Source organism: Micromonospora halophytica, from assembly GCF_900090245.1.
Lineage (GTDB): Bacteria > Actinomycetota > Actinomycetes > Mycobacteriales > Micromonosporaceae > Micromonospora > Micromonospora halophytica.
On record NZ_FMDN01000002.1, the window covers coordinates 340,867 to 364,327 of the forward strand.

Below are 23,461 nucleotides of genomic sequence, written 5' to 3' on the forward strand. Positions count from 1 at the left end.
ACCGGCGGCCCCGAGGGTCAGCGGCGGTCGGGGTCGAGCAGACCGAGGCGGTGCGCCAGGGCGGCCGCCTCGATCCGGTTACCGACGTCGAGCTTCGCGATGATCCGGGAGACGTGCACGCTCGCCGTCTTCGGCGAGATGAACAGCCGTTCGGCGATGCGGCTGTTGCTGTGCCCCTCGGCGACCAGCCGCAGCACCTCCCGCTCGCGGGCGGTGAGCAGGTCCGTGCCGGCCCGGGCCCCGCGCAGGCCGACCCGTCGGGCCAGCGTGGCGGCCTGCTCGGCGAGCGGGGTCGCGCCGAGGCGCCGGGCGATCGCGGTGGCCTCCTCGACCGCCGCCCCGGCCTGCTCCCGCTCCCCCGCCGTCGCCACCGCCTCGGCGAGCGCCAGCAGTGCCCGGCCCAGGGCGTACGGCTGGCCGTCGGCACGCCACGCCTCGACCGCCGTGTGCCAGGCGGGCAGCGCCCGGCCGGCAGGGGCCAGCAGCGCGGCGACCTGGGCGGCGTGCGCCCGCTCCGCCGGGTGGCGGGCCGGCAGATCGGCGGCGAGTGCGGCGACCGACGCGGCGAGGTCCCGGTCGTCGATCCGGGCTGCGGTACGGGCAGCGGCGCCGAGCACCGGCCACCCCTCCCGGGGCAGGTGCGGCAGCCGGTCGTCGGCGAGCGCGGCGCGGGCCGCCCGGGCCGCCTCGACCTTGTCGTCGGCGGCGAGGGCCGCCTCGATCCGCAGCTCGTGCAGGGGCAGCCGGTGGTTCGGCCACAGGTACGGCCGGGCCAGGAAGCCGAGCGCCCGGCCGACCAGCTCGTCGGCGCGCGGGTGGGCCCGGGCCAGCCGCAGCCCGGCGCGCAGCTGGAGCCAGTGCAGCCCGGACACCCCGGGCGGGTCGATCCGGGACGCCTCGACGCAGGCCGCGTCGGCCTCGTCCCACCGGCCCAGGGCGATCAGCGCCTCGGCCCGGTTCGACAGCAGGTACGCCCCGGTCGAGCGGCTGATCCCGACCCGGCGTGCCTCGGCCACCCCGGCCGCGGCCGCCTCGGCCGACTCGGCGTACCGGCCCAGCTCGAAGAGCACGTCGGAGAGGTGGACCAGGGCACTGACCAGCGCCGGGGCGTTCCCGGCGGCACGGGCCCGGACCTCGGCCCGGCGCAGCTCGGCCAGCCCGAGGTCCGGTGCCTTGTCGCTGCGGCAGAGCATGGCGATCCGGGTGGGCAGCAGGGCCAGGTCCTCGCCGAGCGACTCGGCGGCGGTGTGCGCCTCGGCGGCCACCGCCGCAGCCTGCTCCGGATCGATCCGGACCAGGTGGGCGGCGATGTCGGCGAGCAGCCGGACCCGCTGCGGGCCGTCCGGCACCCCGGCCGCCAGCCGGTACGCCTCGCCCAGCTCGGCGCTGCCGTCGCTCTTGCCGAGCAGGGCCAGCAGCCAGCCCCGCCGGTCGAACAGCCGCGCGGCACGCAGCGGCTCGGCGTCGGCGTCGACCTCGGCCAGCGCGGCCCGGGCGAGGGTGATCGCGCGGCCGTAGTCGCCGGCCGTGGTGGCCGCGTCGAGGGTCTCCTCCAGCACGGCCAGGTGGTCCATGCCGAGCCGGTCGGCGGCGTCGGGCACCAGTTCCCACAGCTCCAGCACCCGTTCGAGCAACCGGCTCTGCTCCGCGTACGCGTACCGGTCGCCGGCGGCGCGGGCCGCCACCCGGGCGGCGAGCAGGGCCCGGGGGTGGTCGTGGGCGGCGTACCAGTGGTGGGCGATCTCGGCCGGGGCGCGGCCGGCGGCGACCAGGTGCGGCTGCGCGTCGATGGCCGCGGCGTACCGGGCGTGCAGCCGGGCGTGCTCGCCGGGCAGCAGCTCGTCGTGGACCGCCTCCCGGACCAGGGCGTGCCGGAACTCGTAGTCGCCCTCCGGGTCGGCGACGACGAGCTGGGCGGCGACGGCGGCGCGCAGCGCGTCCTCCAGCTCGGGTTCGGGCAGCCCGGCGACCTCGGCGAGGAGTTGGTGGGCGAAGCGGGTGCCCCCGGCGGCGGCGATGCGCAGCACCCGCTGCGCGGCGTCGGGCAGCCGGTCGACCCGGGCGAGCAGCAGGTCACGCAGGGTCTCCGGCAGGGTGGCGCAGCCGACCGGGTCACCGGCCGCGGCCAGTTCCTCGATGAAGAACGGGTTGCCCTGGGTGCGTTCGTGCACGTCGTCGACGGCGCGGGCCGCCGGCTCGGCCCCGAGCAGGTCGGCGAGGATCGCGGCGGTGCCGTCCCGGTCGAGGCGGCCCAGCTCGATCCGCTCGACGCTGCGGGCCCGGTCCAGCTCGGCGAGGAACGGGCGCAGCGGGTGCCCCCGGTGCAGCTCGTCGGTGCGGTAGGTGCAGACCAGCAGCACCCGGGCGGCGCGGGCGGCGCGGACCAGGAAGCCGATCAGGTCGCGGGTGGAGCGGTCCGCCCAGTGCAGGTCCTCGATCACCAGCACCAGCGGCCGGGCCTCGGCGAGCCGGTGGAACAGCTCTCCCACGAGGTCGAACAGGTAGCCCCGGGGGGTGTCGGACAGGGCCGGGCCGGGCGGCGCGGCGACCGCGGCGGGCACCCGGGCCAGTTCCGGCAGCAGTCGGGCGAACTCCGGCTCGTACCCGGCGAAGACGGCCGGGCCGTCGCGGCGCAGCACCTCGCGCAGCGCGGCGGCGAACGGCGCGAAGGGCAGGCCGGCCTCGCCCAGCTCCAGGCACTGCCCGACGAGGAGCCGGTCGCCGCCTGCGGTGACCTGGGCGCCGAACTCCTCCAGCAGGCGGGTCTTGCCGACCCCGGCCTCCCCACCGACCAGGACGGTGCTGGTCTGCCCGGCCCGGGCGCGGGCCAGGGCGGCGCGCAGCGACCCGAGCTCGTCCTGCCGGCCGACGAGGACGGTGCTGGCGGCGCGTACGGTCACGGCGTCGAGCATGCCACGTACGCTCCCGGCGGCGTCCCGGCCGGCCGGTCGGTGCGCTCCGGTCCGGTCGGTCCCGGCGGTCGGTGCGGCGGGGGCCGTCGCGTCGGCGGTTGCGCGGGGCGGAACGACGGTGGCCCCGGCCAGTGGGGCCGGGGCCACGGTCGGGCCGGAGGCGGCGGCGCCGAGCGCCGTCGACCCGCGGGCGTGGGCCGGGGGCGGGGCGGGGGTCACCGGCGGGCGCCGTCGGTACGGCCCGGGCGCTGCCGCCGGCTCAGCCAGGTGCGGGCGTGTCGGCGCGGCAGGGACCGGGCGAGGCGGTCCGCCTCGGCGTCGGCCCGCAGCTCGGCGACGTGACTGCGGTGGAGGGAGAGGAGGAAGTCTGCGTCGTTGCCGAACATGTCGGGCTCCTTGGATCGTCGTCGTTCGCTGACACCGACTCTGCGCGTGAAGGTGGCCCCGGGGCATGGGTGCGCCGCCTGATCTTCGGCTGCCGCGCCTCCTTACCCGGGCCGGAATCGGCCGCCGGGGCGACGTAAGGTACTCAGCCGGCCTGCGGATCAACCGGGCGTGCGGCGACCACTAGACTCTGCGGCATGGCAAAGCCCCAGGAGAAGGTCTCGTTCGGCCAGCGGCTGAAGCAGATCGGGATGGTGTTCAAGTTCACCGCCAAGCAGGACAGGTGGTTCGCGCCGCTGGTCGCCGGCGCGGTGCTGATCCCGCTCGCGCTCACCGTGGTCGCGGTGCTCCTGTGGGGCTGGCTCTGGCTGCCGCTGGGCATCCTGTTCGCCCTGCTCGCGGTGCTGATCGTGCTCAACCTGCGGTCCAACGCCGCGATGATGAACGCGGCGGAGGGGCAGCCGGGTGCGGCCGCCCAGATCATGGAGAGCATGCGCGGCGACTGGCGGGTGACTCCGGCGGTCAGCTCCACCACCCAGATGGACATGGTCCACCTGGTGATCGGGCGACCCGGCGTGATCCTGCTCGCCGAGGGCAACCCGCAGCGGGTGCGTGGCCTGCTCGGCCAGGAGAAGCGCCGGCTGGCGAAGGTGATCGGCAACGCCCCGCTGCACGACTACGTGATCGGTCAGGGCGAGGGTGAGCTGCCGGTCCGCAAGCTGCGGATGACCCTGATGCGGCTGCCGCGCGCCCTCAGCGGCAAGGACGTCAACTCGCTGGACAAGCGGCTGAAGGCGCTCACCGCCCGCCCGCAGATGCCCAAGGGCGCGATCCCGAAGAACATGCGGCCGCCGCGCGGCGCGTTCCGCCAGTCGCGGGGCCGCTGACCCGCAGCCGTACGCGAAGAGCCGGGCCCGGTCGGGTCCGGCTCTTTCCCGTCGTACGCCTCAGGGGCGGGGGGCGGCGGCGATGACCGAGCCGGTCAGCCGGTCGTGCAGGCCCCGACGGTGCTCGTCCATGATCAGGGCGGGCACGACCAGGGCCAGCAGCACGCCGCGCAGCAGGGCCCGAACGAGTCCGATCCGGCCGCCGTCGGCCCAGGCGAGGCAACGGATCCGGGTGATCCACATGCCGGGGGTCTGGGCGAAGAGGCCGAGGAAGAAGCCGTACTCGACGATCAGCACCAGCACCGGGGCCCAGCCGTCCCGTACGGGGTCGGCGAAGAAGTTGGACACCAGCAGGCAGAGCACCCAGTCGATCACCAGCGCGCCGAAGCGACGTCCGAGGCTCGGCGGGGTAAAGGAAGGGTCCGTGGCGGGCGGCACCGGTACGGCGGCGGGGTTGCTCACAGCGGTCAGGGTAGCGAGGCTGGGTCCGGGTCCCGGCCGGAGGCGGTCACCGGGGGTGTCGGTCACGGTCCGGACGGGGTCGTCGACGCGGGTCGGGGAAACGGGCCAATCGCATCAATCTGCGATACACCGCCCCAGCCGGTATCGTCCGAACGGAGATCCGGGGAAGGCTGAGCGGCCCAGATGACGCTCCGCGAGCGACGTAACACGACGGAAACAGAGGAGACACGGCCGGGCAACCCTGCGGCCATACCGTCGCCAGTGCCAAGCCCGGAGTGGACGTGCCAGGAGGACGTGTGTTTGCCAATCCCGAGGAACTCCTGCGATACCTCAAGAACGAGGACGTGAAGTTCGTCGACGTACGTTTCTGTGACCTGCCCGGCGTGATGCAGCACTTCAACCTGCCGGTGGAGTCCTTCGACGACAGCGTCTTCACCGACGGCCTCGCGTTCGACGGCTCGTCGATCCGTGGCTTCCAGGCGATCCACGAGTCGGACATGCTCCTGCTCCCGGACGTCGCGAGCGCCTTCATCGACCCGTTCCGCGCGCAGAAGACCCTCGCGCTGAACTTCTTCATCCACGACCCGTTCACCCGTGAGGCGTACTCCCGGGACCCGCGCAACGTGGCGAAGAAGGCCGAGGCGTACCTGGCGGCCAGCGGCATCGCCGACACCGCCTACTTCGGCGCCGAGGCGGAGTTCTACATCTTCGACTCGATCCGCCACGAGACCTCCGCCCACCAGTCGTTCTACTACATCGACTCGATCGAGGGCGCCTGGAACTCGGGCCGCGAGGAGCCGGGCGGCAACCGTGGCTACAAGACCGCCTACAAGGGTGGCTACTTCCCGGTGCCGCCGGTGGACCACTACGCCGACCTGCGCGACAGCATGGTCCGCCGCCTGGTCGACGCCGGCTTCACCGTCGAGCGCTCGCACCACGAGGTCGGCACCGCCGGCCAGTCGGAGATCAACTACAAGTTCTCCACGCTGCTGCACTCCGCCGACCAGCTCCAGCTCTTCAAGTACCTGATCAAGAACGAGGCCTGGGCCGCCGGCAAGACCGCCACCTTCATGCCGAAGCCGCTCTTCGGCGACAACGGCTCCGGCATGCACACCCACCAGAGCCTCTGGCTCAACGGCGAGCCGCTGTTCTACGACGAGACCGGCTACGCCGGCCTGTCGGACCTGGCCCGCTGGTACATCGGTGGCCTGCTGCACCACGCCCCGTCGCTGCTGGCCTTCACCAACCCGACGATCAACTCGTACCGCCGCCTGGTGCCGGGCTACGAGGCGCCGGTCAACCTGGTCTACTCCCAGCGCAACCGCTCCGCGTGCACCCGCATCCCGGTCACCGGCAGCAGCGCCAAGGCCAAGCGGGTCGAGTTCCGGGTGCCGGACCCGTCCAGCAACCCGTACCTCGCCTTCTCGGCGATGATGATGGCCGGCCTGGACGGCATCAAGAACAAGACCGAGCCGCCGGCGCCGATCGACAAGGACCTGTACGACCTGCCGCCGGAGGAGTGGGGCGACGTCAAGCAGGTTCCGGGCTCGCTGCCGGAGGTGCTCGACGCGCTCGAGGCCGACCACGACTACCTGCTCGACGGTGGCGTCTTCACCCCCGACCTGATCTCCACCTGGGTCGACTGGAAGCGGGCCAACGAGGTCGACCCGGTGCGCCTGCGCCCGACCCCGCACGAGTTCGCGATGTACTTCGACTGCTGAGCAGTCCTCGGACACACTGTTCCACCAGCACCGGCCGGGCCGGCTCCGCTCACGCGGGGCCGGCCCGCCCCCGTCACGCCCGGCCCGGCCGCGGCCCGGCGCATGATCCACTCCGTGTCGGCGATGTGGCGGTGTCAGCGCGCCCCGGACACCGCCACGTCGGCGCCACCGTGTCGATCAACCTGGCCGTCGTCAGGTCGGGCCGGGCTCGCCCGGGCGCCGCAGTTGCCGGACCGCCAGCACCAACAGCAGCGCCGTCATCGCGATCGCCCCCGGCGCCTTGGTGTAGCGGGCCAGCGAGGTGCCGTCCGGCAGGGTCAGGAAGGCGGCGGCCGCGCAGGGCAGCGTGAACCAGGTGGTCCGGGTCGCCGAGACAGCGAGCACCAGCAGCGGCCACGTCGCGTACCAGGGGTGGACCACCGGGGCCAGGGCCACCGTGGCGGCCAGCGCGACACCCGCCGCGACGAGGGCGGTACGCGGGCGTTCGCCCGCCACGGCGACGGCGGTACGCCGACGCCCGCCCGCCACGACGAGGGTGGTAGACGGGCGTTCGCCCGCCGCGACGACGGCGTCGCGCCCGCGCAGCGCCGCCCAGGTCCACCACCAGAGCACCACCAGCAGCACCGCGAGGAGCACCAGCCCGGCCGCCCGGGCCACCGGCACCGCGCCCGGCTCCCGCCCGACCAGCTCGCCGAGGTAGTCCACGACGAAGCCGACGGCCGTCGGGGGCGAGGTCCACTGCTGCGAGTCACCGCTGCGGGCCAACCCGCCGATCCAGCCCAACCCCAGGCCGGAGAGGACGGAGAGCACCACGAGCGCGGTCGCCGCCCCGCCGGCCAGCAGACCGCCGTCGCGCAGCAGCGCCCCGACGGCGTACCGGCCGCGCACCGCGACGAGCGCCGCGAAGGGCAGCACCACCACCGCCGTCGCCTTCACCCCCACCGCCAGGCCGAGCAGCACCCCGGCGGCCAGCAACGCGCCCGGCTGTCCGGCGACCAGCAGCGCACGCGGCTCCCCGGCGGCCAGCGGCGCACGCGGCTGTCCGGCGGCCAGCGGCGCACGCGGCTCCCCGGCGGCCAGCGGCGCACGCGGCTGTCCGGCGGCCAGTAACGCACGCGGCCTGCCGGGCAGCCGTACCAGCACCAGCAGGCCGAGCAGGAGCAGCCCCAGCATCACCGCGTCGTTGTGCGCGCCGGCGACCAGGTGCACCCCGACCAGCGGGCTGGCCAGCCCGAGCCAGGCCGCGCGGCGGGCTGGCACGCCGCAGGCCCGGGCCAGCCCCGGCAGGCAGAGCGCGGCCAGCAGCACCCCGGCCACGGCGAACGACCGCAGCAGCGCGAGCGTGCCGACCAGGCCGCCGCCGAGGGTGGCGGCCACCGCCGCCAACAGCAGGAAGAGCGGCCCGTACGGGGCCGGGGTGTCCCGCCAGATCGGCGCGACCGAGTCGACCCACGGACAGCCGGCCGCCGCCACCCCGAGCGTGTACGGGTCGTGCCCGGCGGCGTAGGCCCAGCCCTGGCAGGCGTACGAGTAGACGTCCCGGCTGGCCAGTGGGGGCGCGGCCAGCAACGGCAGCAGCCACAGCCCGGCGGTGCGGTACGCCCACCGGGTCGACGGCGCACCGTGGCGCAGGGACCACCAGGCGCCCACCATCAACGCGGTGCCGAGCAGCCAGCAGCCGAGCGCGGCCGGGCCGTACGGCATCGCCCCCGGGCCGACCGGCGGGACGGTCGGCATCGCGCCGCCGAGCCACGCCGCCACGGTGAGCAGCGCTGCGCCGGCCAGGCCGGCGTACCGGGCGGACCGGGCGCGGGCGTCGGACGGCGAGCCGGGCTCGGTCACCGGCGGACCTCTCCTCAGTCGGCGGGGGCCGGCCGGCGAGCCGCCCGTGCCGACCGTACCAACCGCACGGCGACCACGATCACCAACAACGTCATCAGCGGTGCCCCCGGCATCTTGGTGAACCGGGCCAGGCCGGTACCGTTGGCCAGCACCAGGAACGACGACACCAGCGCGACGAGGCTGAACCAGCCGGTGCGGTGCGCCGTGGCGGCGAGCACGGTCAGCGGCCACATCCAGTACCAGGGGTGGAACAACGGGGCCAGGGCGACCGTCGCGGCGAGCGCCAGCCCGGCGTGCCACAGCGGATCCCGGGTGCGGGCCCGCCACCACAGCCAGACGAGCAGCACGGCGAGAACCAGCACGCCGATCGCCCGGGTCACCGGCAACGCGTCGATGTGCGCGCCGAACAGCGCCGCGACGTACCCGACGGTCTGCCCGACCGCGGTGGACGGCGAGGTCCAGGCGACCACCAGGCCGCCCTGCTCCAGGCCGGAGATCCAACCGAAGTCCAGGCCCGCGGCGAGGGTCGCGCCGACCACCGCGGCCAGCGCGCCGCCGGCCACCGGGCTGCCGTCGCGCAGCAGCCGCCTGATCGAGTACGGCCCGGACATCGCCGCCAGGGCGGCGAAGGGCACCACGACCAGGGCGGTGACCTTCACCCCGCCGGCCAGGCCGAGCAGCACTCCCCCGGCCAGCAGCGGCCAGAAGCGCCCGGGGCGGGACGCCACCACGGCCAGCCCGGCGATCAGCAGGCCCACCATCAGCGCGTCGTTGTGTGCGCCGGAGACCAGGTGCACGCCGACCAGCGGGGAGGCCAGCGCCAGCCAGAGCGCCCGGCCGACCGGCACCCCGCAGCGGCGGGCGAGCACCGGCAGGCAGGCGGCGGTCAGCGCGACACCGGCCACGGCGACCAGCCGGAACAGCGCCATGCTGGCGTAGAGGGAGCCGGTGGCCCCGACGATCGCGCCGGAGATCATCACGAACAGCGGCCCGTACGGTGCGGGGGTGTCCCGCCAGATGTACGAGATGGTGTCCAGCCAGGGGCAGGGCAGCGCGGAGACGCCCTGCTCGTACGGGTTGATCCCGGCCGTGTAGCTCGCGCCCTGGCAGCTGTACGCGTACACGTCCCGGCTGCCCAGCGGCGGCGTGACCAGCAGCGGGAGCAGCCAGAGCCCGGCGGTGACCAGCGCCCACCGGGCCGAGGGCACCCGCTCGCGCAATGCCCACCAGGCCCACCCCATCAGCCCTGTGCCGACCAGCCAGCTCGCGATGATCAGCGGGCCGTGCCGGCCCTGCCAGATGCTGACCGGTGTGGCGCGCAGGCTTCCGTCGGGCAGCGCACCCCCCAGGTACGCGGCGACGGCGAGCAGGACGGCACCGGCCAGTCCGGTCCAGCGCGAGAGGTGGTGAGGCACGCCGGACATGCTGCCAGTTCGGTGGTCGCGGACCGGAGGTGGGCATGCCGCGGCTCGTGTGATGCTGGACATCGCGACACCCGGTCAACGCCACCTTGCCTGGCAGAGTGCTGCGCCGTCAACGAGCGATGCCGTTCGTCGACGGGCGAAGCACCATCCGTCGCCGCCGGGGAGGCAAAGCCTCGTCGTGTTGGTGGGGCCAGGACTGTCAGCAGTGGTCCGCCGGCAGGAGGTCACTGGATATCGAGAAGTCGCCCGGGGCGTGGACCCTGACCTCCGTCCACCCGTCGAGCCCGGGCCGCAGGCATCCGTTCCCCTCCGCCAGGGAGAGCCAGCGAGACCACCGCACCCGGACTTGCACGTCCCCGACCTGGTCAGTGGTGAACCGCACCCCGGCCTGGTCGGCGGAGACCAGCCGGCTCGGAGCGCTGACCAGAGGGGTGGGATCGGACACCGCGTACAGCCGCCAGTCCGGATTCCGCCACACCTCGCGCAGGTAGGGCTGACCGGCGAGGATCAGTTCGGACTCGTCGCGCCCCCACCGGTCCAGCGGAGCCTCGGGCGCGACGGCAACGTACTGGACGGCGTTCACGCGCAGCCACCGCGCGTACGAGTCAGCAGTCAACTTGCCCGCGTAGAAGAGGCTGTTCCGGTCGGTGTCGACCTGCCGTTCCCAGCCTCGTGCGAGCGGGACCGTCGGCGGGACGTACGCCGACTCCCAATGGTCGCGCAACGGCACCACCTCGACCCGACCCACCGGTTGCCGTCGGGCCAACTCGTCGACGAGCGGCCGGTAGAACCCGACGGCGCTCTCCGCTGAGCCGGCGCGCGTCACGTCGCTGACCATCACCGGGTTCTGCCACCAGACAGTGGCGACGAGCAGCCCGGCCAGCCACGGCCCGCGCACCGTGGCGTACCCGGCGAGCAGGGGCAGCACGAAGAGCATCGGCAGCCGCAGGGCGTTGGAGCCGATCGGGCTGGGCAGGTAGAAGGCGGCAACCAGCAACACCACGGTGAGCAGTGCGCCGATGCGCAACACCCGGCGCCGCCGGCCAATGAAGACGTACCCGAGTACGGCCAGCGCGACGTTGATCCGCATCGACTCGGCCGAGTACGGCTGGGTGCCGCCGTTGCCGAACAGCACGGCCATCGGCGCGAGCGCGAGGGCGGGGGTGAGGCAGAGGACGAGCCCTTCGGCCAGTGGACTCTCGGCCCGCCAGCCGCCGGGTAGCGGCCGTCCCGGGCCGTCGCCGCGACGCAGGGCTGCCAGCAGCAGCGCGGTGCCGGCCAGTCCGGTGAACAGCCCGGCGACCGGGCTCGCCCAGGTGGTGAGCGCGGCGAGCAGTACGGCCACGGCAAGCCTCAGCGGCCGAGGCCCTCGGTCCGTGCTCACCACGCAGAGAGCGAGCAGACCGAACACCATCCCGACAGCGAAGGTGATCCGGCCGCTCGCCAGGTTCCCGACCAGCACCACCGCGCCCAGGACGGCACCGAGCACGGGTCGGCGGGCGCCGGTCCGCACGAACAGCCACGCCAGCGCCGCCGACGAGACGACCGCCGCGCCCGCTCCAAGCGGCCGTACGCCGACGAGTGCGCCGAGTAGCTGCGTGTAGAGGCTGTAGCCGAACTGGTTGACTCCGCCGTACCAGGAGAAATCGACTGGGGCGAGACCGTGGCGGGCGGCGAAGCCGGCCCGGGCGACCTGGGCCGACAGGTCGGTCCCCATCGGCGGGGCGAGCACGAACGCCACGGCGAGCACCGCCGACACCGTCAGCGCCGCGAGGACGGGACGCGCGGGCTGCTCACGGCTGGTCGTCGGCACCGAGCTTTCCTACCACGGCGCGCACTGGACCATCCAGCCGGACGCCATCACACCGCGCAACACCCACCACGACCGGCACCACGACCCGCGCCGCAGGCCGGCAGCGCCACCACCGATGAGGGGACAGGGCGACAGCAGCCAGGCGTCGTCGGTGACGACGAGCGGGGGCGGGACGGCTCATCCGGGGTCGGAGCGGGGCGGCGACGGCCGCGCCCGGACGTGCAGGCGTTCCCCCTGCGGCCCGAAGAGGCTCAGGATCTCCAGTGGAGTGTCGTACGGGTTGCCGAACCAGTGCGGCGTCCGGGTGTCGAACTCGGCGACCTCCCCCGCCTGCAGGGTGAGGTCGTGCCGGCCGAGCAGCAGCCGGCACCGGCCGGAGAGCACGTACAACCACTCGTGGCCCTCGTGCACCTGCTGCTCGGGGTCGCCGGCAGGCATCCCCGGCGGGTAGATCATCTTGTACGCCTGGACGCCGCCGGGACGGCGGGTCAGTGGCAGGATGGTCACCTCGCCCCGCCGGACCGGCCGGGGGTGCACCCTCGGATCGCCGGTCTCCGGCGCACCCACCAGGTCGTCCAACGGCACCCGGTGGAACCGGGCCAGCGCGAGCAACAGCTCCAGGGTGGGCCGGCGGCCACCGGACTCCAGCCGGGACAGTGTGCTGACCGAGATCCCGGTGGCCGCCGAGAGCTGGGCCAGGGTCACCCCGCGCTGCTGGCGCAGGGCCCGCAGGCGCGGCCCGACCGAGGTCAGTGTCTCCTCGTCGCCGACACCCGATTCGTTTGCCATTCTCGCAACGATAGTTGTCACCCCGGCCGGTCCGCGCGGACGATCCGGAACGTCGGGCGGGACGGACCCGCCGGTGAGGAGACGGGGACGATGACGGACGGGACGGCGTACGACGTGGTGGTGGTCGGAGGCGGCGCGGCCGGACTCAGCGGGGCCCTGGCGCTGGGGCGCTCCCGCCGGTCGGTGCTGGTGGTGGACGGCGGCGTGCCGCGCAACGCCCCCGCCGGGCAGGTGCACAACTTCCTCACCAACGAGGGCGTGTCCCCGGCCGAGCTGTACGCGAGGGGCCGCGCGGAGGTCGCCCGGTACGGCGTCGACGTGCTCGACGGCACGGTGACCACGGCACGCCGGCGGGACGACGCCGACAGGCTCCGGTTCGACGTGGAGCTGGCCGACGGGCGGCGGGTCCGGGCCCGCCGGCTGCTCGTCACCACCGGGTTGGTCGACGAACTGCCCGACGTGGCCGGGCTCGCCGAGCGGTGGGGCCGCGACGTCCTGCACTGCCCGTACTGCCACGGGTGGGAGGTCCGGGACCGGGCGGTCGGCGTGCTCGCCACCGGTCCGACCGCCGTCCACCAGGCTCTGCTGTTCCGTCAGCTCACCGACGACGTGGTGCTGTTCGCGCACACCGCGCCACCGCTGTCGCCGGAGCAGGCGGAACAGCTCGCCGCCCGGGGCGTACGGGTCGTCGAGGGAGCGGTGGCGGCGGTGGAGGTGGCCGGGGACCGGCTCACCGGCGTCCGGTTGGCCTCCGGCGAGGTGGTCGCCCGGCAGGCGCTGGCGGTGGCGCCCCGGTTCCAGGCGCGGGCCGACCTGCTCGCCGGCCTCGGGCTGGCCACCGGCGAGTTCCTGATGGCCGGTCAGGTGGTCGGCACGCATGTGCCCGCCGACCCGACGGGGGCCACGTCGGTTCCCGGGGTGTGGGTGGCCGGCAACGTGACCGACCTGGGCGCCACCGTGGTGGTGGCCGCCGCCGGCGGCATGAAGGCCGGCGCGGCGGTCAACGCCGACCTGGTCGCCGAGGACACCGACCGGGCGGTCGCCGCCCGGCGCGCGGCGCAGGCGGTCGACGAGCAGACCGCACGGCACTGGGACGAGCTGTACGCCGGTCGGGACCGGATGTGGAGCGGGCGGGCCAACCCGCACCTGGTCGAGGTGGCCGGCGCGCTGCCGCCGGGCACCGTGCTGGACCTGGGCTGCGGTGAGGGCGGCGACGCGATCTGGCTGGCCCGCCAGGGCTGGCGGGTGACCGCGGTCGACGTCTCCCGTACCGCGCTGGACCGGGCCGCGGCCGAGGCGGCCAGGGCGGGGATGGCCGAGCGGATCGACTTTCGCCGGCACGACCTGGCGCGCGGCTTCCCGGACGGGACATTCGACCTGGTCTCCGCGCAGTTCCTCCAGTCACCGATCGAGTTTCCCCGCGACCGGGTGCTGCGGGCGGCGGCCCGGGCGGTCGCCCCCGGCGGCCGGCTGCTGATCGTCGAGCACGGCGAGGTGCCGCCCTGGGCCCGCGCGCACCACCCGGACGTGTGCTTCCCCACCCCGCAGGAGACCCTGACCGCGCTGGAGCTGGACCCGGACGCCTGGCACACCGAGCGGGTGGAGACGGTGCGCCGCGAGGGCACCGGCCCGCACGGCGAGACCGGGCACCTGGTCGACAACCTCGTGCTGGTGCGCCGCCGCTGACGACGGCGCGGGTCAGGACTCCATGACCCGCTGCATCGCCGCCCGGGACCGCCGGCCGGTGCGCAGGTACTCGTCGAGGAACTCCCCCGGATCGTCGTGGCCGAGCAGCCGGACCACCCCGGCCAGCTCCACCCCGTGCCGGGGCAGCTGATCGCCGGCCCGGCCGCGCACCAGCATCAGCGCGTTGCGGACCTGCGCGGCCAGGGTCCAGCCGGCGGCCATCTCCGCGGCGTCGGTCGCATCGACCAGGCCGGCGTCGCGGGCCGCCGCGAGCGCGTCGAGGGTACGCGTGCCGCGCAGCTCCGGATGCGCCCCGGCGTGGCGGAGCTGGAGCAGCTGCACCGCCCACTCGACGTCTGCCAGGCCACCGCGCCCCAACTTGGTGTGGGTGGCCGGGTCGGCGCCCCGGGGCAGCCGCTCGTTCTCCACCCGGGCCTTGATCCGGCGGATCTCCACCACCTGCTCGCGGGTCAGCCCGTCGGCCGGGTACCGGACCGGATCCACCATCGCCTCGAACTGCGCGCCCAGGTCGGCGTCGCCGCAGACGAAGCGGGCCCGCAGCAGCGCCTGCGCCTCCCACACCTTCGACCAGCGGGCGTAGTACTGGGCGTACGCGGCGAGGCTGCGGACCAGGGGGCCCTGCCGTCCCTCGGGGCGCAGGTCGGCGTCGACGCCGAGCGGCGGATCGGGAGCGGGCATCCCGAGCAGCCGGCGCAGCTCCTCGGCGATGTGCTGCGCGGCGGCGCTGGCCGCGCTCTCCTGCGCCCCGGCGGGCGGGTCGTAGACGAAGAGCACGTCGGCGTCGGAGAGGTAGTTCGACTCGTACCCGCCGAGGCGGCCCATGCCGATCACCGCGAGGCGCAGCCCGGGCAGCGCCGGGTGGGCCGCCCGCGCGGTACGCAGCGCGGCGGCCAGGGTGGCGTCGGTGACGTCGGAGAGCGCGGTGCCCACGGCGGTGACGTCGGCCAGCGGGGCGGCGGGTGAGCCCCGCTCGGGGCGGGGGGCGAGCCCACCGGCCCGGCTGAGCACGTCGGCGCAGGCGATCCGGACCAGCTCCCGGCGGCGCAGGGCGCGGACCGCGCGGGTGGCCTCCACCGGGTCGTCGTGGCGGGCGGCGGCGGCCGTGAAGCCCTCGCAGAGCACCTCCCGCGAGCGCGGGGCCAGTTCGCTCTCCTCGGCCAGCAGGCGCAGCGCCTCCGGCTCCCGGGCCAGCAGGTCGGCCGCGTACCGGGAGGAGGAGAGCACCCGGGCCAGCCGGCGGGCCACCGGCCCGGAGTCGCGCAGCAGCCGCAGGTACCAGGGGGTGCTGCCGAGCTTGTCGGAGACCTGCCGGTAGTTGAGCAGGCCACGGTCCGGTTCGGGGGCGTCGGCGAACTCGCTGAGCAGCACCGGCAGCAGGGTGCGCTGGATGGCGGCGGTCCGGCTGACCCCGCCGGTGAGGGCCTGGAGGTGACGCAGCGCCCCGGCCGGGTCGGCGAAGCCGAGGATCTCCAGCCGGTGCCGGGCCGCCTCCGGGGTGAGCCGCAGCCCGTCGGCGGGCACCCGGGCCACCGACTCCAGCAGCGGCCGGTAGAGCAGCTTGGCGTGCAGCCGGCGTACCTCGGTGGCGTGGGCGACCCAGTCGGCGCGGAACGCTTCGACGGCGCTGCGGCCGGGCGTGGCGGTGTAGTCGAGCGCGGCGGCGAGCCAGCGCAGGGCGGCCGGCTCGGTCGGCACGGTGTGGGTACGGCGCAGGCCCTGAAGCTGGAGTCGGTGCTCGACGCCGCGCAGGAAGCGGTACCCGCGCAGCAGCGCCTCGCCGTCGGCCCGGCCGACGTAGCCGCCGGCGACCAGGGCACGCAGCGCGGGGATGGTGCCGGGCACCCGCAGTGACTCGTCGCCGCGCCCGTGCACCAGTTGCAGCAGCTGGACCGCGAACTCGATGTCCCGCAGCCCGCCCGAACCGCGCTTGATCTCGCGTTCCAGCTCCTTCGGCGGGATGTTCTCGATGATCTTGCGGCGCATCGCCCGGACGTCGGAGACCGCCTCGGGGCGTTCGGCGGCCCGCCACACCAGCGGGGCGAGCGCGTCGGCCCACTGCCGGGCCAGGTCGAGGTCACCGGCCGCCGGCCGGGCCTTGAGCAGCGCCTGGAACTCCCAGGTGCGGGCCCAGCGCTGGTAGTAGGCGAGGTGGCTGGCGAGGGTGCGGACCAGCGGGCCACGGTTGCCCTCGGGACGCAGCGCGGCGTCGACCGGCCAGGCGACCAGCCCGCAGACGCCGATCAGCCGGGCGGCGACGGTGGTGCCGGCAGCCAGGTCGGCGTCGTCGGCGGCCACGAAGATCACGTCGACGTCGGAGACGTAGTTCAGCTCGTCGCCGCCGCACTTGCCCATCGCCACCACCGCGAGCCGGGGCCGGGGCGTCCCCTCGGGCAGCTCGTCGACCGCGATCTCGTACGCGGCGGCCAGCGTGGCGTCGGCCAGCGCGGAGAGCGCGGCCATGGTCTGTTCCAGGCCGCGCCCGCCGGTCAGGTCGGCCGCCGCGATCCGCAGCAGCGCCAGCCGGTACGCCTGCCGCAGCACCGCCACCGGCTGGGTGGCGGCGGTGAGCCGCCCGGCGAGGGCCAGGTCGAGCCGGCCTTCGGCGGTGGGGGCGAGCCCGTCCGGGGCGGTGCGCAGCACGGTCCACTGCTCCGGATTGGCCACCAGGTGATCGCCGAGCGCCGAGGAGGCACCGAGCACGGCGACCAGCCGGCGGCGCAGCCCCGGGTCGTCGCAGAGCGCGGCGATCAGCGCGGACCCGCCGGCGCCGTCCGCCGTGACACGCCGCTCCGCCTCGACCATGCGGTGCAGCTGGCGGAGGGCCAGGTCCGGGTCGGCGGCCCGGGAGAGCGCCGCCAGCAGCTCGGCGGCCAGCTCGTCGGCGGGCTCCTGCTCCTCGGTACGCCACAGCCCGAGCCCGTCCGGGCCGAGCAGGTCCGCCGCGCGGGCCCCGCCGTCGCCCTCGGCGAAGCCGTACCGGGCGAGGCGTCCCCTGGCCGGTCGGGTCATGTCAGTGCCCGAGCAGGGGCAGGCCGGTGCGGACGGTGTCGTCGCCCAGCTCACCGCGGGCGAGGGCGGCGAAGCGGATCGCGAACGGCTGCCAGACCTCCTCCACGTCGGCCATCACCCGGTCGCAGGCGGCCACCACCAGTTCCGGGTCGTACCCCAGCTCGGCCAGGAGCGCCGAGTCGCGGGACCAGTCGGCGATCATCGCGGTGTCGCACTCGATGTGGAACTGCAGGCCCCAGGCCCGGTCGCCGAGGCGGAACGCCTGGTGCGGGTAACGGGTGGAGGCGGCCAGCAGGGTCGCGCCCCGGGGCAGCTCGGTGATCTCGTCGGTGTGCCACTGCAGGACGTCCGGGATGAGCGGCACGTACCGGAAGAGCGGGTCGGCCTCGGCGGCGTCCCGCCTGCCGACGACGCCGGGCCCGACCTCCGGGCCGGACGGGCTGCGCTCGACCACGCCGGCGTGCGCGGTCGCCAGCAGTTGCGCGCCGAGGCAGACGCCGAGGGTGGGCACCCGGTGCCGGACGGCCTTGCGCAGCAGCCCTTCCAGCGCGGGGAACCAGGGCGCCCCCGGGGTGCCGTCGGGCAGCGGGTACGCCTGCTGCTCGCCGCCGAGCACCACCAGTGCCGCGTACCCCTCAAGGTCGGCGGGGAGCGCGTCGCCCGCATGCGGACGCAGCACCCGCAGGTCGAGGCCCCCCTCGGTCAGCCACTCCCCCAGCCGGCGGAGGTCGTCGGTCGGGTCGTTCTCGATCACCAGCGCGGTCGCCACGGGTCGAGGCTATCGGGTGCCGTGGACCGCGTCGGAGCGGCACGGCGTGCCCGTGGTGTCGGCGCGCAGGGCGTCGAGCATCCGGCCCAGCGCCGCCCGGGTGGCGGAGAGGTCAGCCGGGTCGGTCGAGCGGGCGAGCCAGAGCGCCGCCTCGTTCATCGCGCCGGAGAGCAGGTGGGTCAGCGGGGCGACCGGTTGCCGGGGAATCAGGCCGGCCGCCAGCAGATCGGTCAGCGCCTCGGCCAGGTGGCGGCCGGAGGCCGCCTCGTCCAGCGCCCGCCACTCGTGCCAGCCGAGCACGGCAGGACCGTCGACCAGCATGATCCGTTGCAGGTCGGGGTCGGTGCTGGCGGTGAGGAACTCCTGGCAGCCGGCGGTGAACCGCGTCCAGGGGTCGTCGTGCGCGTCGGCGGCGGTCGCGACGCGCCGGCCGACCTCGTCCTGGACCTCCGCGAGCACGGCCCGGAACAGCTTCTCCTTGCTGGCGAAGTGGTGGTAGAGCGCGCCCTTGGTCACCCCGGCGACGCGCACGATCTCGGCCAGCCCGACGGCCGCGTAGCCGCGGTCGGCGAAGAGCCGCCGGCTCTGCCGCAGCAGTTCCCGGCGGGTCTGCTCCCGTTGTTGCGCCCGGACGCCCTGCACCATCACCCCTCCATTGACATACCGACGGTATGCGAACTACCGTCCTCTCGCATACCGATGGTATGCGAAGGGAACCGCGTCATGAACCTGACCAGCTTCTATCCGGTGATCTGCACCCGCGCGCTCGCCGAGTCCCACGACTTCTACCGCCGCCACTTCGGCTTCGAGACCACCTTCGAGGCCGACTGGTACGTCAGCCTGCGCCGCCCCGGCCCGCCGGCGTACGAACTGGCGCTGCTCGACCACACCCACCCGACGCTCCCCGAGGCGTACCGCGCGCCGGTGCGGGGACTGCTGCTCAACGTCGAGGTCGACGACGTCGACGCCGAGTGGGAGCGGCTCGTCGTCCGCAGCGGCCTCAAGGTCGAGTTGGCGCTGCGCAGTGAGGACTTCGGCCAGCGGCACTTCATCGTCGCCGCCCCCGACGGCGTGCTCGTCGACGTCATCACGCCCGTCCCGCCCACCGGCGAGTACGCCGCCCGGTACGTCGACGCGTGAGCCCGCCCTCGCACTAGGCTCTGCCGCTGTGATCACCGACGACTGCCGGCGCCCACCGGTCCTGCGTCCCGGCGACACGGTCATGCTGGTGTCGCCGTCCGGGCCGACCCGGCCGGAGCGGGTGGCCCGGGGCGTCGAACTGCTGACCGGCTGGGGGCTGCGCCCGGTGCCCGCCCCGAACGTGTACGCCCGGCGCGGCTACCTCGCCGGTGACGACGGGCTGCGCGCCGCCGACCTGAACACCGCCTTCGCCGACCCCGAGGTGCGCGGGGTGATCTGCACCCGGGGCGGCTACGGCGCGCAGCGGGTGGTCGACCTGATCGACATGGTCGCGGTACGCCGGGACCCGAAGGTGGTGGCCGGCTTCTCGGACATCACCGCCCTGCAGTTCGCGCTCTGGCGGGGTGCCCGGCTGGCCGGTGTGCACGGGCCGGGCGCGGCCTGGCTGGACGAGCGCACCCCACCCCGCTCGGCGGAGTCGCTGCACGCCGCGCTGATGACCACGGAACCGGTGACGGTCGCGGCGGTCGCCGAGGAGGAGACCTTCGGCGTACGGGTGCCGGGGCGGGCCGAGGGAACGCTGCTCGGTGGGAACCTCTGCCTGATCACCGCCTCGATCGGCACCCCGGACATGCCGGACCTCACCGGTGCGGTGCTGCTGGTCGAGGAGGTGCAGGAGCCGCCGTACAAGGTCGACCGGATGCTCACCCACCTGCGCCGGGTCGGGGCACTGGACGGGATCGCCGGGGTGGCGGTGGGCCAGTTCACCGAGTGCGCCGACGGCTGGGACACCACGGTCGCCGACGTGCTCACCGAGCGACTCGGCGACCTGGGCGTCCCCGTCCTCGGCGGCCTGCCGATCGGGCACGGCGTCGGCCAGCTCACCGTGCCGGTCGGCACCCCGGCCGTCCTCGACGCCACCGCCGGCACCCTCACCGTCGCCCCCGCCGTGCGCGGGGTGGAACTGTCAGCGCATTCATAGGATCGGCACGGGTTCGTCCCAGGTCCCGGGGTCACCGTCGGTCATGGCAACACACACCGACGAGAGGGAGACACCGATGTCCCGCACGATGTCGAAGAAGCACCTGCTGGCCGGACTGGCCGCCGCCGGGGTACTCGGCGTGGGGATCGCCGCCCCGACGGTGGCCTTCGCCGAGGACGCCACTCCGTCGCCGAGCGCCAGCACCAGGCAGGACACCGACCGGCACGACCGCCGGGCGGAGCGGCAGGCCGAGTTCGCCGAGGCGCTGGCGAAGGAGCTGGGCGTCCCGACCGACAAGGTGACGGCGGCCCTGGAGAAGCTGCACGAGCAGCGCAAGGCCGACCGGCCGGAGCGTCCGTCGACCGAGGACCGGCAGGCGAAGCTCGCCGAGCGGCTGGCCCAGGCCGTCGAGGACGGCAAGCTCACCCAGGAGCAGGCCGACGCGATCACGAAGGCCGCCGAGTCCGGCGTCATGCCGGGCCCGGGCGGCCGGGGCCACCACGGCGGCGGTCCGGGTATGGCCGGCAAGTGAGCCGAACGGCCCCGCCGGCACCATGCCGGCGGGGCCGTGTCGGGCGGGGCAGGGTCACTTCAGGTACGGACCGTCCGCGCCGATCTTGCCGGGCGCGGGGTTGCCGGGCAGGTCCAGCACGTAGACGCGCAGGTTGCCCTTGCCGCTGACCGAGGCGGTGAGGGTGCCGTTGGTGACGGTCCGCACGTCCCCGGTGACCGCGTCGCGGTACGTGCCGTTCGGCACGCCGCTGAACGTCGCGCCCCCCGAGACGGTGACCAGCGCGAAGCTGTCCACCCCGCCGCCGGTGTACCGGCGCTTGTACGCCATGCCGCCGCTGACCCCCTCGGTGGAGTACTGCCCCTTCTGCAGGGCGGGGATCGCCCGGCGGATCCGGTTGAGCCGCTGTACGTGCTTGACCAGTGGCTTGTCCAGGGTGGCCGCGACGGCTCCGCTGGCACTGCCGACCACCCCGAAGTCGCTGGCGGTGACGGTGCCGGCGAGGTGGTCGCCGTAGTAGGCCCGGCCGGTGGTGGCGAGCGGGCAGGTCGGCCCGCAGTCGATCTTCGCGCCCTTCTGGAACTCGATCTCGGAGCCGTAGTAGAGGGTCGGGACGCCCCGGAACGTCCACATCAGGCTCATGTTCTCCGCCCAGGCGTCGGTGCCACCGGTGTAGCGGGTGTTCGACTTGTTCGGCCCGTAGTCGTGACTGTCGACGTAGACGACGTTGTAGGTGGCGTCGTTGTAGCTGTCGTCGGAGTCCCTGCCGTTGCCGAAGGCGTTGTACGCGTCGCCGAAGTTCATGTGCATCCGCATGTCGATGACGTTCATGCCGGAGAACTTCGAGTGGTCCGGCGCATGGTACGTGTTGCCGTGCAGGAAGGCGTTGTCACTGGTGGGCTGGCCGTTCGGGCCGAGCAGCTGCTCGTAGTCGTACTGCTCGATCGCGGCGCGGACGTCGTCCGGGCTGTACTCCCTGCGCTCCTTCCAGGTGAAGAACTGCGCGGAGTGGTTGACCGAGCCCCGGTTCCACTTGTCGTTGACGAAGGCGGCGACCTCGCCGAAGACGTAGAAGTCCCTGCCCTTCTCGCCGTGCCTGGCCACCGCGTGCTGCTGGATGGCCGGCAGGAAACGCCGGTTCCAGGTGACCCGGGGGATGTGCACGGCGGTGTCGACCCGGAAGCCGTCCACCCCCATGTCGATGTACTTGTTGTAGACGTCGATCAGGTACTGCTGGACGGTGGCGTTCTCGGTGTTGAAGTCGGCCAGGTCCTCGTGCAGCCAGCAACTGCGGGAGTCCTCGCCCTCCCAGTTGCCGATCCAGCACTGGTGGTAGAGGTCGGCCGGGAAGAGCTTGCTGGTCGGCGTGGGCCACTGGCAGTGGTAGACGGTGTAGCCCTCCTGGCTGTAGGAGCCGTTCGGGGTGCCCCAGCGCAGGCACTGGTTGCCGGCCGGCGCAGTGGACGACCACAGGTCGCCGGTGTACGGCCGGCCCTTGGCCTTGGCGTTCTGCGCCGCGGTCAGCGTCGGGTCGTTCCCGTCGTGCTCGACCATCGGGTCGTACTCCCGGCCGGCCTGCGGCTGGTCGTACCACCACTTCCACTGCTCGTCGCGGGTGCCGTACACGGTCGGGGTGAACAGGCCCGCGGCGCCCCAGCGGGAGCTGTGGTTGTAGACCACGTCCTGGAAGATCTTGATGCCCTTGGCGTGCGCCGCGTTGATCAGCTCCTGGTAACTCGCACCCGGGCTCTCCAGGCGCGGGTCGACCCGGTGGAAGTCCCAGCCGTGGTAGCCGTGGAAGTCGTAGTCGGAGCGGTTGAGGACCACCGGCGTGATCCAGATCGCGGAGAAGCCGAGTGCCTTGACGTAGTCCAGCTTGTCGATCAGGCCCTTGAAGTCGCCCCGGAACATCGGATCGTCGTTGGCCGCGTTGCCGGACTTCACGTGCTGGCTGCCGCCCCGGTTGTTGCCGCTGTCGCCGTCGGCGAACCGGGCGGTCATCACGAAGTAGATGCTGTCCTCGCGCGGGTCGCCGCCGAGCGGCGAGCCACCCACCGGCGGCGCGGTGCCGGTGGTCGCCGTCGCGGGCGCGCTCGCCGCCGACCGGTTACCGGCCGCGTCGACGGCGCGCACCGTCCACGAGTACGCGGTGCGCGGCGCGAGGTCGTACGCGACGTACCGGGTGGCGCTGGTGGTGACGGTGACCGTGCCGGTCGGGCCGCCGGTGCGGGTGAGCTCGTACCCGGTCACCGCCCGGTCGTCGGTCGACGCGGTCCAGGCCAGCGTCACCGACAGCCCGTCGGCGGTGGCGGTGAGGCCGCCCGGTACGGACGGCGCGGTGGTGTCCGGCGCGACGGGCACGCAGGGGTCGCTGGCGTTCGCGGTGACCACACCGCCCTTCACCGTGCTGCGCCCGGTGCCGATGGTGTAGTCGGCCCCGTTGTTGTTGTCCCAGCTGCCGGCGTTGTCGTTGAAAGCGGCGGTGAGCCCGGTCGCGGCGCCGAGGCTGACCACCCGCTTCGCCCAGCCGGCGCAGGCCGCCGCCATGGCCACGCCCGGCGCGGTGGTCCAGGTGCCGCCGTTCGGCCGGTAGTGGATGTTCGCCGCGTTCCACCCGCGCGTCGCGAGGTGGTAGTACACCTCGGCGGTGGCCCCGCCCGGGGACGGGCCGGCGCTGGTCGACGGGCTCGGTGACGGGCTGCCGGTGGCGCACGGGTCGCCGGAGCCGATCTGCCCGGCGGCCACGGTGACCGTGCCGGTGCCGAGCCGGTAGTTGGCGCCGTTGTTGTTGTCCCAGACGCCGGCGCCGTTGGTGAAGACGACCTGGAGTCCGCCGGCCGCGCCCAGGTCGATGGTCCTGCGCCGCCAGCCGTCGCAGGCGGCGTCCATGGCGACGCCGGGCACCGGGGTCCAGGCCGCGCCGTCGACGCCGTAGTGGATGTTGACCGACGACCCCCAGGCCGCCGGGGGTTGGTAGTAGACGGTGACGGTGTTGGCCGCCGCCGCTGCCGTCAGCGGCAACAGGCCAGCGGCCAGGCCGGCGACGAGCGCGAGCGCGCCCCACCGGCGACGGGTGGTGGTGGTTGTCCGCCTCATGGTGGCTCTCCTG

17 protein-coding genes are annotated in these 23,461 nt (G+C 74.4%); 6 read left to right on the plus strand and 11 right to left on the minus strand.

What is annotated here, in order from left to right; translation table 11 throughout:
- Nucleotides 1-17: 17 nt before the first annotated feature.
- On the minus strand, nucleotides 18-2,912 hold the full coding sequence (locus GA0070560_RS04220; protein ID WP_091291948.1) for a helix-turn-helix transcriptional regulator: 2,895 nt from the start codon (nucleotides 2,910-2,912) through the stop codon (nucleotides 18-20).
- A 215-nt stretch (nucleotides 2,913-3,127) separates the two neighbouring features.
- A complete protein-coding gene (locus GA0070560_RS28570; RefSeq protein WP_170839265.1) occupies nucleotides 3,128-3,298 on the minus strand; it encodes a hypothetical protein in 171 nt (56 codons plus the stop codon).
- A gap of 195 nt (nucleotides 3,299-3,493) precedes the next feature.
- Here GA0070560_RS28570 and GA0070560_RS04225 point away from each other — a divergent pair, with 195 nt between their 5' ends.
- Complete coding sequence (locus GA0070560_RS04225) at nucleotides 3,494-4,183, plus strand: DUF4191 domain-containing protein (protein WP_091291531.1); 690 nt, start codon at nucleotides 3,494-3,496, stop codon at nucleotides 4,181-4,183.
- Between the two features lie 60 nt (nucleotides 4,184-4,243).
- Here the strand turns inward: GA0070560_RS04225 and GA0070560_RS04230 are convergent, their stop codons facing one another.
- Nucleotides 4,244-4,645: an RDD family protein gene (locus tag GA0070560_RS04230; RefSeq protein WP_425412598.1), complete on the minus strand. Its 402-nt coding sequence runs from the start codon at nucleotides 4,643-4,645 to the stop codon at nucleotides 4,244-4,246.
- A gap of 296 nt (nucleotides 4,646-4,941) precedes the next feature.
- Here GA0070560_RS04230 and glnA point away from each other — a divergent pair, with 296 nt between their 5' ends.
- Complete coding sequence (glnA, locus tag GA0070560_RS04235; protein ID WP_091291534.1) at nucleotides 4,942-6,366, plus strand: type I glutamate--ammonia ligase; 1,425 nt, start codon at nucleotides 4,942-4,944, stop codon at nucleotides 6,364-6,366.
- A gap of 192 nt (nucleotides 6,367-6,558) precedes the next feature.
- Here glnA and mptB (GA0070560_RS04240) read toward each other — a convergent pair whose 3' ends face one another.
- The 4 genes from mptB (GA0070560_RS04240) to GA0070560_RS04255 all read right to left on the minus strand — a co-directional run bounded on the left by mptB (GA0070560_RS04240) (nucleotide 6,559) and on the right by GA0070560_RS04255 (nucleotide 12,234).
- Complete coding sequence (gene mptB, locus GA0070560_RS04240) at nucleotides 6,559-8,208, minus strand: polyprenol phosphomannose-dependent alpha 1,6 mannosyltransferase MptB (RefSeq protein ID WP_091291536.1); 1,650 nt, start codon at nucleotides 8,206-8,208, stop codon at nucleotides 6,559-6,561.
- A gap of 14 nt (nucleotides 8,209-8,222) precedes the next feature.
- On the minus strand, nucleotides 8,223-9,623 hold the full coding sequence (mptB, locus tag GA0070560_RS04245; RefSeq protein ID WP_170839266.1) for a polyprenol phosphomannose-dependent alpha 1,6 mannosyltransferase MptB: 1,401 nt from the start codon (nucleotides 9,621-9,623) through the stop codon (nucleotides 8,223-8,225).
- Nucleotides 9,624-9,831: 208 nt separating this feature from the next.
- Nucleotides 9,832-11,445, minus strand: coding sequence for a hypothetical protein (locus tag GA0070560_RS04250; protein ID WP_245675345.1), 1,614 nt, complete (start codon nucleotides 11,443-11,445; stop codon nucleotides 9,832-9,834).
- A 177-nt stretch (nucleotides 11,446-11,622) separates the two neighbouring features.
- Nucleotides 11,623-12,234, minus strand: a complete 612-nt coding sequence (locus GA0070560_RS04255; protein WP_091291540.1) for a helix-turn-helix domain-containing protein — start codon at nucleotides 12,232-12,234, stop codon at nucleotides 11,623-11,625.
- Between the two features lie 90 nt (nucleotides 12,235-12,324).
- On the opposite strand from GA0070560_RS04255, the gene GA0070560_RS30025 reads away from it, so the two are divergent.
- Nucleotides 12,325-13,920, plus strand: coding sequence for a methyltransferase domain-containing protein (locus tag GA0070560_RS30025; RefSeq protein ID WP_091291542.1), 1,596 nt, complete (start codon nucleotides 12,325-12,327; stop codon nucleotides 13,918-13,920).
- Nucleotides 13,921-13,932: 12 nt separating this feature from the next.
- Here the strand turns inward: GA0070560_RS30025 and GA0070560_RS04265 are convergent, their stop codons facing one another.
- From GA0070560_RS04265 to GA0070560_RS04275, 3 genes are read right to left on the minus strand one after another with little or no spacing between them, the layout of a single operon-like run.
- On the minus strand, nucleotides 13,933-16,950 hold the full coding sequence (locus GA0070560_RS04265) for a bifunctional [glutamine synthetase] adenylyltransferase/[glutamine synthetase]-adenylyl-L-tyrosine phosphorylase (RefSeq protein WP_091291544.1): 3,018 nt from the start codon (nucleotides 16,948-16,950) through the stop codon (nucleotides 13,933-13,935).
- A gap of 1 nt (nucleotide 16,951) precedes the next feature.
- On the minus strand, nucleotides 16,952-17,719 hold the full coding sequence (locus GA0070560_RS04270; RefSeq protein WP_091291545.1) for a type 1 glutamine amidotransferase: 768 nt from the start codon (nucleotides 17,717-17,719) through the stop codon (nucleotides 16,952-16,954).
- A 9-nt stretch (nucleotides 17,720-17,728) separates the two neighbouring features.
- Nucleotides 17,729-18,364 carry a TetR/AcrR family transcriptional regulator gene (locus GA0070560_RS04275; protein WP_091291547.1) on the minus strand — a complete coding sequence of 212 codons (636 nt, stop codon included), beginning with the start codon at nucleotides 18,362-18,364 and terminating at the stop codon, nucleotides 17,729-17,731.
- A gap of 78 nt (nucleotides 18,365-18,442) precedes the next feature.
- On the opposite strand from GA0070560_RS04275, the gene GA0070560_RS04280 reads away from it, so the two are divergent.
- The 3 genes from GA0070560_RS04280 (at nucleotide 18,443) to GA0070560_RS04290 (ending at nucleotide 20,373) form a co-directional block, all read left to right on the plus strand.
- Complete coding sequence (locus tag GA0070560_RS04280; RefSeq protein ID WP_091291549.1) at nucleotides 18,443-18,859, plus strand: VOC family protein; 417 nt, start codon at nucleotides 18,443-18,445, stop codon at nucleotides 18,857-18,859.
- A gap of 28 nt (nucleotides 18,860-18,887) precedes the next feature.
- Entirely contained in the window at nucleotides 18,888-19,841 is a 954-nt protein-coding gene (locus GA0070560_RS04285) for a S66 peptidase family protein (RefSeq protein WP_091291551.1), read from the plus strand.
- A 76-nt stretch (nucleotides 19,842-19,917) separates the two neighbouring features.
- Nucleotides 19,918-20,373, plus strand: a complete 456-nt coding sequence (locus GA0070560_RS04290; RefSeq protein WP_091291553.1) for a hypothetical protein — start codon at nucleotides 19,918-19,920, stop codon at nucleotides 20,371-20,373.
- 54 nt (nucleotides 20,374-20,427) lie between these two features.
- Here the strand turns inward: GA0070560_RS04290 and GA0070560_RS04295 are convergent, their stop codons facing one another.
- On the minus strand, nucleotides 20,428-23,448 hold the full coding sequence (locus GA0070560_RS04295; RefSeq protein WP_091291555.1) for a carbohydrate binding domain-containing protein: 3,021 nt from the start codon (nucleotides 23,446-23,448) through the stop codon (nucleotides 20,428-20,430).
- Nucleotides 23,449-23,461 lie beyond the last annotated feature (13 nt).